Genomic DNA, 12,434 nt, shown 5'->3' with positions numbered 1-12,434 from the left:
GCCCGCGCCGACGCGCGGACCCCACCGTCCGGTCAGTGGATGTGCGAGCCGCCGTTGATGTCGTAGGTGACACCGGTGAGGTAGCCCGATTCCGGTCGGCACAGGAACGCGACGACATCGGCGACGTCGTCGACGCGGCCGGCGCGGCGGGTCGGGATGTCGGCGATCATCGCGGCCTTGCGCTCCGGGTCGAGCTTGCCCGCCGTGATGTCGGTGTCGATCAGGCCCGGGGCCACGGAGTTCACCGTGACCCCCGACGGGCCCAGTTCGCGGGCCAGCGCTCGGGAGAACCCGAGCAGCCCGGCCTTGGCCGCCGAGTAGGCGACACCGCCGAACACCCCGCCGCCGCGCTCCGCCGACACCGACGAGAGGTTCACGACGCGCCCGAAACCCCGCTCGGCCATGCCACCGACGACCCGCTTGGTCATCAGGTAGCTGCCCCGGACGTTGACCTCGAAGACGCGATCCCACTCCTCGTCGGAGACCTCCAGGAACGGGACGGGGGAGGTGATTCCGGCGTTGTTGACCAGCGCGCCGATCTCCGGCAACTCCGATTCCACGACCGACACGGCGGCGTCCACCGCCGCCTTGTCGGTCACGTCGCAACCAGCGCTGACCGCGGCCACGCCGTGCGCCTCGGCGACGGCGTTGGCGACGTCCTTCGCGCTGGCCTCGTCGACGTCGAGCACGGCGATGTTCCAGCCCTGCCCGGCCAGCGCGTGCGCGATTCCCTGCCCGATGCCGCGACGCGAACCGGCTCCGGTCACGATGGCTGTGCGGTTGCTGTTCATGCGATCTCCTAGGTGGGTCAGCCGAGCTCGGCGAGCACGCGCTTCTTGATCTGCGGCACCGAAAGTCCGTAGCGGTCGTGCAGCGTGGGCAGCGCGCCCGCGGCCAGGAACTCGTCGGGCAGGCCGATCGGCACGATGCGCTCACCCACCCCGGCGAAGGCCAGGCAGGACGCGACGGACTCGGCCAGACCTCCGACGACCGTGTGGTTCTCCAGCGTCACCACCAACCGGTCCCGTCCCACGGCGGACAGGATCGCTTGCCGGTCAAGGGGTTTGATGGTCGGCACGTGCAGCACGGCCACGTCGACGTGATCGTCGGCGAGCTCGGCGGCCGCCGTCAGGGCGCGCATCGTCATCAGCCCGCTGGAGATCATCAGCACGTCCCGGCCGGTGCGCAGCTCAGCGGCCTTGCCCAGCTGGAAGCGGTAGTCGTACTCGTCGAGCACCGTCGGCACCGCACCGCGCAGCAACCGCAGGTAGGTGGGGCCGGGCGAGTCGGCCAGCTGCGGGACCGCCTGCTCGATGTCCACCGAATCGCACGGGTCGACGATGGTCAGTCCTGGGATGCCGCGCAGGATCGCGACGTCCTCGGTGGCCTGGTGGCTCGGCCCGTAGCCGGTGGTCAGCCCCGGAAGTCCGCCGATGACGTTGACGTTGAGCCCCGGCTCGGCGATGTCCAGGCACAGGAAGTCGTAGGCGCGCCTGGTCGCGAACACCGAATAGGTCGAGGCGAACGGCGTCAGGCCGACCTCCGCCATCCCCGCGGCCGCGGCCAGCAGCGACTGCTCGGCCATGCCCATCTGGAAGAACCGCTCCGGGTGGGCGTCGCGGAAGACGTGCATGTCGGTGTACTTGGCGAGGTCCGCTGACAGGCCCACGACGTCCTGGCGCTGCTCGGCGAGCCGGGCCAGCGCGTGCCCGAACGGGGCTTTGGTGGTCTTCTGGCCCTCGTCGGCGAACGAGGCGATCATCGCCGACGTGGTGGCCTTCTTGGTCGCGGTCGTCATGCCCCGGCCTCCTGCAGGTGGTCGCGTGCCAGTTGCCACTCGTGCGGTTCGACCCGCATGAAGTGCGCCTTCTCCCGGGTCTCCAGGAACGGGACGCCTCGGCCGACCCGGGTGTCGCAGATCAGCACCGACGGCGAACCCCGGTGCTCGCGCAGCCCGTCCAGCGCTGCCACCAGGGCGTCGACGTCGTTGCCGTCGACGCGGACGGCGTTCCAGCCGAAGGACTCCCACTTGGCCTGGATCGGCTCGGTGCGCAGCACGTCGACCGTCGGGCCGTCGGCCTGCAGCGCGTTGACGTCGACGATCGCGATGAGGCCGTCCAGCCCGTGGTGCGAGGCGGCCAGCGCCGCTTCCCACGTGGAACCCTCGTCGAGCTCGCCGTCGGAGAGCAGGTTGTAGACGCGGGCCGGATTTCCCCTGTGCCGCAACCCGAGTGCCATGCCCACGGCGACGCCGAGCCCGTGGCCGAGCGAACCGCCGGAGATCTCCACCCCCGGGGTGTAGCTGGCCATGGCCGACATCGGCAGCCGCGAGTCGTCGGAGGCGTAGGTTTGCAGCTCGTCGGCGTCGATCACCCCGGCCTCGGCCAGCGCCGCGTACAGCGCGATCGCGTAGTGGCCGATGGACAGCAGGAACCGGTCGCGGTCCTCCCACTCCGGGTCTTCGGGCCGGAACCGCAGCTGGTCGGAGTACATCACCGCCAGCACGTCGGCGACCCCGAGCGCCTGGGCGATGTAGCCCTGTCCTTGGAGTTCGCCCATGTCCAGGGCGTTCTCGCGGATGCGGCGCGCCGACTCCGCGATCTTGCGCGTTCGATCAGACAACTGCTTCCTCCTTGCCGTTGGCGGCGCGCTCGAGGGCCGCGACCTCCGCCTTCTGAGCCGGGCCCCACGTCTCCCGGGTGAGCACCGCCGCGACCAGGCCCAGCACGCCGTAGCCGCTGAACAGCAGCGCCGGTCCGAGCCAACCGGCCTGCGCGTACAGGGCGGTGGCGATCATCGGCGTGAAACCCGAGACGACCGCGGAGATCTGGTAGGCCAGCGACGCCCCGGCGGTGCGGGTCTTGGTCTCGAACAGCTCCGAGAACCAGGCGCCCTGGACCCCGGCCAGCGAGTTCTGGCAGATCGCGTAGCTGATCACGAAGGCGAGCACGATCAGCACCGCGGAGCCGGTGTTGGCCATCAAGAACATCGGCACGCCCCACGCCACGGCGGCTACGCATCCCAGCAGGTAGATCGGGCGCCTGCCGAAGACGTCCGAGAAGTGCCCCCACAGCGTGGTGGCCAGGATGCCGATCCCCGCGGCCGTGGTCAGCGCCAGCAGGCTCAAGGACCCCGAGGTGGGCGAGGTGTCGAGCTCCAAGTAGGACAGCATGAACGTCACCGAGACCGCGTAGCCCGCCGTCTCGACCACGCGCAGGCAGAAGGTGCGCAGCACGTTGCGCCAGTCGTCGCGCAGCACCTCCAGGATCGGGTTGCGCGCGACCTCGCCGGATTCCTTGAGCTCCTCGAACTCCGGCGACTCGTCGATCTTCAGGCGGATCAGGATGCCCACCACGATGAGCACCGCCGAGAGCAGGAACGGGACTCGCCACGTCAGCGTGCCGCCGAGTCCGGCGCTGAGCAGGAACGCCAGGTTCGCCAGCAGCAGGCCGACGGGGAACCCGGCCTGGGTGATGCCGGTGTAGAGACCTCGTTTGCGCCAGGGCGCGTGTTCGAAGGTCATCAGGATGGCACCGCCCCACTCCGCGCCGAAGGCGAGGCCCTGCACGATGCGGACGGCCACCAGCAGCACCGGCGCCCAGATACCGGCCTGCTGGTAGGTGGGCAGGCAGCCGATGAGCACGGTGGCGACGCCCATCAGCAGCAGTGAGGCCACCAGCACCGGCTTGCGTCCGATGCGGTCACCCAGGTGACCTGCGATGATGCCGCCCAGCGGACGTGCGGCGAAGCCGACGCCGAGGGTTGCGAAGGACATCAGCGAAGCCGACAGGGGGTCGGATCCGGGGAAGAACGCGTCGCCGAAGTAGAGGGCGGCGGCGGTTCCGAAGCCGATGAAGTCGTAGGTCTCGATGGTCGCGCCGACTCCGCAGCCGACGGCGACTCTGAACTTCTCCGGGCTGCCGTTCACCGACGCCCGGGATGGGGAGCTTGCCATCGCGATCCTCCTTGACCGGGTGGCTGAGTGTTGAGTGTCAACAGTCAATGTTGACAGTCATCATAAGTCCGGTCGGCGGGGTGTCAAGGACGGATTTTCCGCCCCGAGACCGGGTTCAGCTCTTGCTGTTGAGCAGCTTGACCGCGGCCTGCATGTGCTCGCGGAGCACGCGCACGGCGGTGTCGGCGTCGCCGCGTTCGACGGCCTCGACTATCGGCCGGTGGTGGTCAGCGGACATGGGGAAGCGCCGGTTCTCGGTGGACGCGCTCATCACGACCACCCGGATCGGACCCTCCAGGTGCCGCCAGGTGTCGAGCAGGATCGAGTTGCCCGACAGCTCGCACAGCTGGGCGTGGAAGGCGAGGTCGGCTTCCAGCTGCTCGCTGAGGTCGCCGGTGGCCGCCTCCAGCTTGTCCAGCGCCGAGTGCAGCTCGCCGACCACCTGCGCGAGCCGGTCGGACTCGACGATCTCGGCGACCGCCTGGCCCTCCAGCGCGCAGCGGACCCGGAACAGCTCGTCGATCTCGTTCGCCGACAGGCTGCGCACCCGCAGCATGCCGCGCACACCAGGCGTGACCAGGCCTTCCTGCTGGAGATGACGCAGCGCCTCGCGCACCGTGCCGCGGCTGATCGACAGCTGCGAGGCGATCTCGACCTCGCCGAGGTGATCACCCGGCCCGTACCGCCCGGTCAGGATCGCCTCGCGCAGCGCCACCAGCGCGCGCTCCCGCAAGGTCAAGCGATCCAAACTGCGCAAAGACTCTTCCGCCACGCCGAGATGATAGCCCGATGTCGACAGTCAACTCATGAGCCTCCTCGTGCGACCTTCACTTCCACCCCGCAACCCCTCACCCCGCGGCTCGCCCGGGAGGGGAGAGCCCTCGAATTTCGCGCGAAATTCGAGCGCGAAACGCAGCGCTCCAATTTCGCGCGAAATTCGACCACCGAGCCCGACACGGCCCTCTGACCTGTGCGGACATGCCCGGGTGCGTGGGCGGATTCGAATTTCGCGCGAAATTCGAATCCGCCTAGCCCTGCAGGGTCTCCGAGGGCGTGCGGCCGTACTTGTCGCGGTAGGCGGCGGCGAAGCGGCCCGTGTTGGTGAAGTTCCAGCGGGCGGCGACCTCGGCTACCGTGGACGCGCTCGCCGCCAGCAGGTCCTCGTGGGCGCGGGTCAGGCGGATGTCGCGCAGGCACGCCGACGGTGTCGTGCCGACGTACTCCTGGAAGCCCTCCTGCAGGCGGCGGACGCTGACACCGGCGATCTCGGCCATCTCGGCGGCCGTCCACGCGTGGGCCGGGTCCGAGCGCAGCCGGTCCAGGACGCGGTTGACGATGCGCGGCCGGGCGGGAGCGGCGCTGCGCCGGTCGGGGTGCATCGCCAGGAGGAATCCCGTCATGATCGTGCTCGACAGCTGCCGCTTGAGGACGTCGTCGCACAGCATCGCGTTGGTCTCGCCCAGGTCCGCGGTGAGGTTGCGGACGAAGTGCAGCCAGCCCCGGGTGGCCGCGCTGCGCCGGTCGATCTGCGCGGGCAGGTCCAGTCCGCCGGGCAGAGGCGCGGCCAGCACCCGGTCGGCCTCGCGTTCCAGGCAGGCGCGGTCGAACTTGACGCCGACCACCGTGCACTCCGACGACCAGCGGGTGATCGGGGTGGTGCGGTTGGGCGGGAAGATCGTGCCGGTGCCCTCGCCGGAAACCACCTGGTCGCGGCCGTGCCGGGATTCCAGGCGGCCGGCCAGCGGCATGTTGACCTCGTAGGCGTCGGGATAGGCGCAGTCGATGGCCACGTCCACGCCCCAGCCGATTCGGCCGACGGTCACCGGCCCCAGGTCCACGGTCTGCATCGACAGGTCGAGCCGGTCGGTGGGCGACAGCGGGCGCAGCTCGTGCGGGAAGTAGGCGCCGGTGACGGCGCGGATCGCCTCGCTCCAGTCGCGCGTCGCCGCCCGGCGGACCGCCTCCTGCGACGTTCCGGTCACCATCTCGCCTCCTCGTCCTTGAGCCGGCTTGCCAGGGATTAAACCGTCCGGGAACGCGATGGGTAAGCGCTGCCACGGGTGAATCCCGATTTCGTCGCGCAATTCGTCCCGGCACCGCGCCCAGCGGCTCGACCGCGCCCGCCGGACCGTGGTGTTTTTCCTGCTGACACCGCCCGGACGGCGATCCCGGATCCGCTGCGGAAGGAACCCGATCTCCCGAAATGCGAGTGCGCCGGAAGAGCGACGGAGGAATTGCGATGACGATGACCACGCCGAGCTGGATCGCGGACGTGACGATGGAGCAGCTGGAGCGCGACCCGTACCCGTTCTACGAGCGGCTTCGCGCGGAAGCCCCGCTGGCCTACGTCCCGGCGCTGGGCTGCTGGGTGGCCTCCACCAAGGAGATGTGCAAGCGGATCGCGGGTACGGATGACAGCGACTTCGAGGGCGTCATCGCCCCGGCCGGTCGCCGCACCTTCGGCGACCCGGCGGTGCTGGACGCCAACGGCGCCGAGCACGACGACCTGCGCGCCATGGTCGACCCGGGGCTGCAGCCCAGCGAGGTCGACCGGTACGTCGACGGCCTGGCCCGGCCGATCGCTCGCCGCTACCTGGAGGCGTTCGAGAACGACGGCAAGGCGGACCTGGTGTCGCAGTTCTGCGAGCCGGTCAGCGTGCGCAGCCTCGGCGACCTGATGGGCCTGCGGTCGGTGAGCTCGGACAAGCTGCGCGAGTGGTTCCGCAAGCTCAGCGTCTCGTTCACCAACGCCGGTGTCGACGAGAACGGCGACTGGGCCAACCCGGACGGCTTCCTGCCCGGTGACGAGGCCAAGGCCGAGATCCGCGCGGTGGTGGACCCGCTGCTGGACGCCTGGACCGTCGAGCCCGACGACAGCGCGCTGTCGCACTGGCTGCACGACGGCATGCCACCCGGCCAGGTCCGCGACCGCGAGATCATCTACCCGAACGTCTTCGTGTTCCTGCTCGGTGCGATGCAGGAACCGGGACACGCGATGGCCTCCACCATCGCCGGCCTGTTCACCCGCCCCGGCCAGCTGGAACGGGTCATCGACGATCCGTCGCTGGTGCGCAGGGCGATCACCGAGGGCGTGCGTTGGACCTCGCCGATCTGGTCGGCGGTGGCGCGGCGCAACCACCAGGACATGACCATCGACGGCATCGAGCTGCCCGCCGGTTCGGTGGTGATGATGTCCTACGGGTCGGCCAACCACGACGAGAACGACTACAGCTCGCCCGCGGTGTTCGACCTCGATCGCACGCCGGTGCCGAACCTGGCCTTCGGCGCGGGCAAGCACGCCTGCGCGGGAACGTACTTCGCGACCGAGGTCGTGCGCATCGCGCTGGAGGAGCTGTTCGAGGCCATCCCGAACCTGGAGCCCGACACCGATCACGAGGTGGACTTCTGGGGATGGGGCTTCCGCGGCCCGGTCGAGCTGCACGCGGCGTGGGAGGTGTGATGGCCGCGCCCGAGACGACCCACGAGGTCCGCATCGATCCGCTGGACCGGTCGACGACATGCCTTGCGGGGCAGTCGATCCTGGAATCGTGCCTGCGCGACGACATCTGGCTGCCGCACTCCTGCACGCAGGGCACCTGCGGCAGCTGCAAGGTGAAGGTGCTCGCCGGTGAGGTCGACCACCGCGAATCATCGGAGTACACGCTCACCCCGGAGGAACGGGAGTCCGGGATCGCCCTGGGCTGCCAGGCCACGCCGATGTCCGGGCTGGTGCTCGAACCCGTCGAGCAGGTCGACCCCGACGACGGGGTGCCGCGGCACCCGCTGCGCGACCACATCGGGACCGTGGTCGTGCTCGACGACATCGCCCGGGACATTCGGCGGTTGGTCGTCGAGCTCGACGAACCGATGGTCTTCAACCCCGGGCAGTACGCCGAGATCTCAGTGCCGGGAACCGAGGTGGCGCGGCAGTACTCGATGGCCAACCCGCCGTCGGAGACCTCGCGCCTGGAGTTCCACGTCCGGCGCACCCCCGGTGGGATCGCCACCGACGGCTGGATGTTCGCGGGCCTGGCGGTGGGGGAGCGCGTCGAGCTCAAGGGGCCGCTCGGGGACTTCGGGATGCCCGTGGCGCAGGAGGAACCGGCGATCCTCATCGCCGGGGGCACCGGGCTGGCGCCGCTGAAGTCGATCGTGCGGCACGCGCTGGCCCACGACCTCGCCCCGGAGCTGCACCTCTACCACGGTGGCCGGAGCAGGCAGGACCTCTACGACGTCGAGTTCTTCGAGGACCTGGCACGCGAGCACCCGAACTTCGGGTACCGGCCCTGTCTGTCCGAAGAGGACTGGGAAGGTGCGACCGGGCTCGTGACCGACGTGGTGCTGGCGGACTTCCAATCCTGCCGCGGGCTCAGCGCGTTCCTTTGCGGTCCGCCGGGGATGATCGAGGCGGGGGTCAAGGCGCTCAAGCGGCGGCGGATGGCTCCTCGCAAGATCCACCGGGAGGAGTTCCTCGACGCATCGCACGCCGCGAGGTGACACCTCGCCCCGCGCCACCGCAGTGGCGCGGGGCAGGGGATCAGAAGACGACGCCGGCGTCCTGGGCGAGGAGCTCGTCGGTGGCGCGTTCGGCCACGGCCGCGATGGTCATCGACGGGTTGCACGCGGCGGTGTTGCCGGGCATGAGGGCGCCGTCGAGGACGTAGAGCCCCCGGTGGCCCTTCACCCGGCCGGCGAGGTCGCAGACCACGTTCATCGACGCGCCGCCCAGCGGGTGCCAGGTGTTGGGCACCAGCGAGGTGGTGTCGAGCCGGACCGAGCCGTCGCCCGCGACCGCGGCGACGCGTTCGTCGATGCGCTCGGCCAGCACCGAATCCGCCTGCGACGGCCAGTCCAGCACGGCGTCGTCCTTCGCCGAGTCGTAGACGAACCGGCCGCGCCCGGAGCTGACGCCGTAGCCGACCAGCATCGTGGTGCGCAGGTTCGGCGTCGGAGGCAGCGACGCCTGGATGACCGTGTTGGCCAGGGTCGGGTCGTCCCACTCCTTGCTGCCGTAGATCACCGGTCCGCCCTGCGGCGCGCCGAAGTCGTCGGCGAGGTTGGTCCAGGTGTAGATGCGATCGCCGTTGGAGCCCCAGTTGGAGCCGAGACCGTCGGGCATGTCCGGGATCTGGTCCTTGGCGGCGGCGCGCATCAACAACCGCGTGGTGCCCGCCGTGCCCGCCGCCATGACCAGCGCACCGGTGGTGATGATCTTCTGCTCCAGCACGGTGCCGTCGGTGGCGATGCGGTCGACGTGGACCTGCCAGCGGCCGTCGCGGGTCTTGGCCACGTCGGTGACGTTGTGCTGCTCGGCGACGGTGACCTTGCCGGTGGCCTCGGCCTGGGCGATGTAGGTGACGTCGACGGAGTGCTTGCCGCCGTTGTTCACGCCGAACGCGCAATCACCGTTGGTGTAGGAGGGTTTCATCTCGCCGCGGAGCTCGCGCAGCGCGTAGTCCCAGTCGATCGGCATCGGGATCTTCTCCACCGAGTAGCCGGCCCGCTCGACGTTGCAGGCGAAGATCCGCGATGCGCTGTAGGTCTCGCTGTTGATCAGCTCGTCCGGGGCGGTGGCGATCTTGAGCATCTCGGCCACGCGCCGGTAGTAGACGCCGTCCATCCGGGCGTAGTCGAGCCGCTCGGGCATGTTGGCGTTGAAGACCTCTTCGGTCGGTTGCAGCGTCATGCCCTGGTAGAGCAGGGAGCCGCCGCCGACCCCGGCCGCGCACATGATGTCCATGCCGTTGCCGGTCACGCGCTCCAGCAGGCCGGTGTAGCGCTCGAACGGCGGCGGGGAGATCCCGAACAGCGACGGGCCCGAACCCAGCCAGAAGAACCGCTTGTCCGGGGCGGCCAGGGTGGGGAAGGTGTCGGCGTTCGGGCCGGTCGGCCAGCGCTTGCCCCGTTCCAGCACGAGCACCGGCACCCCGGCCTGGGCGAACCGCAGCGCCGTCACGCCACCGCCGAACCCTGATCCGATGACGACCACCCGGTGCTCCTCGCGGGTGAGGGGCACGCGGCCGGCCGCGTGGGCGTACGGGCCCAGCAGGGACAGGCCTGTCGCCGCGGCTGTTCCGGCGAGCAGGGTGCGGCGGCTGAGTTCGGGCATGCGGTACCTCCAGGCGCGCGTCCTCGGTGACTGAGCCGCGAGCCTAGGGAGCCAAAACGAGACATTGAACTGGTCGACGATCTCACTACTGACGAGTAAGTTGGGGTCCCGTGTGGCCACGTGGAGGTAGTCGGTGCTGAGCTCTCGCCGTACCGACGCGCGCCGCAATCGCGAGGTCATCCTGCGGGCCGCCGACGAGGCGTTCACCGAGGACGTCGACCTCGTGCCGCTGTCGGAGATCGCCCGCCGCTCCGGACTGGGCCGCGCCACCGTCTACCGGCACTTCTCGGACCGCTACGCCCTCGGGATCGCGGTGGCCGAGAGCAAGCTGCACCTGCTGCGCGAGCTCGTCGCCGAATGCGACTTCATCGAGGTGCTGGAGGAGCTGTTCGACGAGCAGATCTCGCGGCGCCCGCTGGTGCGGCTGTTCCGCGAGCTCCCGCCCACTGACCAGCGCCGATACGCCGGTCAGCTGGTCTCGATCCTGGCCCCGGGACTGCGCGAGGCGCAGGAGGCCGGTGTCATCCGCAGCGATGTCGGCCCCGACGACCTGGCCCTGATCTGCGAGATGGTCGAGGGCGCGCTGTCGTCGCACCTGCCGGTGCCCGGAGGCGTGGAGTCGGTCCAGCGGGTCGTGGAGGTCATGCTCGCCGGTCTGCGGGCCTGATCAGGACTCGCCCGCGAGGACCTGCTGCATCCGGGCGGTGACCAGCGGCCTGCGGGAGTCGTGGTGGGGGAGGCGGTGCGCGAGCTGCCCCAGGATCTCCAGGTCGTCGGTCGGGTGGTCGCGGAACAGCGCCCACAGCGCAGCCACGTCCCCGCGGTCGAGGACCGCGTTGCGCAGCGACGCGAACAGCTCCTCCCGCTCGTCGCGGATCGCCGGCGCCTCGCTGGCCTCCAGCAGCGGCCCCCGGTAGGTCTCCGAGGCGGTGCGGATGTCGCCGTCGTGCAGCGCGCGGCGCACGGTGAGGAAGTCCGCGTCGACCGCCGCCTGCAACCGGTAGGGCTTGGTGGCGATGACGTGCTCGCCCAGGTGCGTGCGCAACCGGTGGATCTCCGCGCGGGCGGTCACCGGGTTGCCGCGCTCGCCGTAGAGCTGGAAGGCCAGCCGGTCGGCGGTCAGGCCCGCTGGTCGCATCGCCAGCAGCGTCAGGATCTCCGCGTGCCGCAACGACAGCGGAACCTCGCGCCCGTCGAGGACCGCGCGCGGCCCCGCGGAGTTCAGGAAGGACAGCGACAGGACGGGACGGGGACGCGTCCGCGCCGCCGACGAACCGGGCAGCCGCAGCAGGTACCCCTCGGCGAGCCGTTCCAGCACCGCCTCGCGGCCGTCGGCGAGCGTGACCCGGCCGTCGGTGACGTCGACGCGCTCGGGCAGCAGCGACGCGCCCGGTTCCACAGCCAGCACCCGCCCGGTGCGGGTCAGCAGCGCGCCCGCTTCACCCCGCAGCGCCCGCAGGTGCGGCATGTTGCGGGCCCGGAGCTGCTCGTCGCGCGCGGCCATCCGCGCGCGCAGGTGGCTCTCGGCCAGCTGCGCGGCGGCGCTGACCAGCGACACCATCGCCGGGTGCACGGTGCGCAGCGGGCCGCTGATGTCCACCGACCCCAGCACGTCACCGGTGTCGGGGTCGTGGATGGGGCTCGCCGCGCAGGTCCAGTCGTGGTAGGTGCGCACCAGGTGCTCGGCGGAGTAGATCTGCACCGGTTTTCCCACCGCCAGGGTGGTTCCCATCGCGTTGGTGCCGATGGCCTCCTCGGCCCACCGGGTTCCCTCGCACAGCCGCACCCGGTCGGCGCGCCGCTGCACCTCGGAGTTGCCCTCGCGCCAGAGGATCAGCCCGTCCCGGTCGGTCACGATCATCACGTGCATCGCCTCGTCGGCGACGTCGAGCACGGTCTGCCGCAGCACGGGAATCGCTGCGGCCAGGGGATGTTCGGTGCGCATGTCGCGGACTTCGCCGCGCTCGCAGACCACCGGCGCCTCGCAGGAGTCGGGGTCGATCTCGGCGGCCAGCGAACGCTGCCAGGACTCCGAGACCAGCGTTCGCGGTGAGCGGGGCGCGCGGTCCCCGCGCAGCACCGCGTCCCACACGCGCCCCAGCAACGATGCGTACTCCAGCGGGTCGGCCAGCATCGCGGCGGTCGTGGGTTCCTCCTCGGTGCGCACCCTGCCTCCAGTCCCGACGTCGGCGTCGACGCGTGAGGGTCATGATGACCACGCGCGACACCGGGGACAAGAGCGCCACCCGCCACCAGGACCAAAACCGTCCGTTCGGTCAGGCACCCGGTCGGCGCAATCCCGGTGCAACCTCGTTGCAACGTGAGGCACGACACGATTCCGCGCGACAACGGAAGTTCTCGTGCAGGAGG

Annotated in this window: 11 protein-coding genes; 3 read left to right on the top strand and 8 right to left on the bottom strand. The window is 70.5% G+C overall.

Annotated elements, in window-relative coordinates:
- Nucleotides 1-32 precede the first annotated feature (32 nt).
- From AB0J78_RS22540 to AB0J78_RS22515, 6 genes are all read right to left on the bottom strand, one after another.
- A complete protein-coding gene (locus AB0J78_RS22540; protein WP_363792057.1) occupies nucleotides 33-791 on the bottom strand; it encodes an SDR family NAD(P)-dependent oxidoreductase in 759 nt (252 codons plus the stop codon).
- A 17-nt stretch (nucleotides 792-808) separates the two neighbouring features.
- Complete coding sequence (locus tag AB0J78_RS22535; protein ID WP_363792055.1) at nucleotides 809-1,798, bottom strand: transketolase C-terminal domain-containing protein; 990 nt, start codon at nucleotides 1,796-1,798, stop codon at nucleotides 809-811.
- On the bottom strand, nucleotides 1,795-2,622 hold the full coding sequence (locus AB0J78_RS22530; protein WP_363792053.1) for a transketolase: 828 nt from the start codon (nucleotides 2,620-2,622) through the stop codon (nucleotides 1,795-1,797). The genes AB0J78_RS22535 and AB0J78_RS22530 overlap by 4 nt, the downstream gene beginning before the upstream one ends.
- Nucleotides 2,615-3,955 carry an MFS transporter gene (locus tag AB0J78_RS22525; protein WP_363792051.1) on the bottom strand — a complete coding sequence of 447 codons (1,341 nt, stop codon included), beginning with the start codon at nucleotides 3,953-3,955 and terminating at the stop codon, nucleotides 2,615-2,617. Before AB0J78_RS22525 ends, AB0J78_RS22530 begins: the two co-directional genes overlap by 8 nt.
- Before the next feature lie 115 nt (nucleotides 3,956-4,070).
- A complete protein-coding gene (locus AB0J78_RS22520) occupies nucleotides 4,071-4,694 on the bottom strand; it encodes a GntR family transcriptional regulator (protein WP_363792049.1) in 624 nt (207 codons plus the stop codon).
- Between the two features lie 289 nt (nucleotides 4,695-4,983).
- Nucleotides 4,984-5,940, bottom strand: coding sequence for an AraC family transcriptional regulator (locus AB0J78_RS22515; RefSeq protein ID WP_363792047.1), 957 nt, complete (start codon nucleotides 5,938-5,940; stop codon nucleotides 4,984-4,986).
- Between the two features lie 254 nt (nucleotides 5,941-6,194).
- Here AB0J78_RS22515 and AB0J78_RS22510 point away from each other — a divergent pair, with 254 nt between their 5' ends.
- Entirely contained in the window at nucleotides 6,195-7,415 is a 1,221-nt protein-coding gene (locus tag AB0J78_RS22510) for a cytochrome P450 (protein ID WP_363792045.1), read from the top strand.
- Entirely contained in the window at nucleotides 7,415-8,452 is a 1,038-nt protein-coding gene (locus AB0J78_RS22505) for a 2Fe-2S iron-sulfur cluster-binding protein (protein ID WP_363792043.1), read from the top strand. Before AB0J78_RS22510 ends, AB0J78_RS22505 begins: the two co-directional genes overlap by 1 nt.
- Before the next feature lie 40 nt (nucleotides 8,453-8,492).
- On the opposite strand, the gene AB0J78_RS22500 is transcribed toward AB0J78_RS22505, so the two are convergent.
- Complete coding sequence (locus AB0J78_RS22500) at nucleotides 8,493-10,064, bottom strand: GMC oxidoreductase (protein WP_363792040.1); 1,572 nt, start codon at nucleotides 10,062-10,064, stop codon at nucleotides 8,493-8,495.
- 133 nt (nucleotides 10,065-10,197) lie between these two features.
- Here AB0J78_RS22500 and AB0J78_RS22495 point away from each other — a divergent pair, with 133 nt between their 5' ends.
- Nucleotides 10,198-10,731, top strand: a complete 534-nt coding sequence (locus AB0J78_RS22495) for a TetR/AcrR family transcriptional regulator (RefSeq protein ID WP_363792037.1) — start codon at nucleotides 10,198-10,200, stop codon at nucleotides 10,729-10,731.
- Here the strand turns inward: AB0J78_RS22495 and AB0J78_RS22490 are convergent, their stop codons facing one another.
- Nucleotides 10,732-12,198, bottom strand: coding sequence for a GAF domain-containing protein (locus AB0J78_RS22490; protein ID WP_363792290.1), 1,467 nt, complete (start codon nucleotides 12,196-12,198; stop codon nucleotides 10,732-10,734). It abuts the gene before it with no gap.
- Nucleotides 12,199-12,434: the final 236 nt, after the last annotated feature.

The organism is Saccharopolyspora sp. NPDC049426 (assembly GCF_040676935.1).
Taxonomy (GTDB): domain Bacteria; phylum Actinomycetota; class Actinomycetes; order Mycobacteriales; family Pseudonocardiaceae; genus Saccharopolyspora.
Note: the sequence above shows the minus strand (reverse complement) of the source record. Positions and strands in the feature narration are given on the sequence as shown.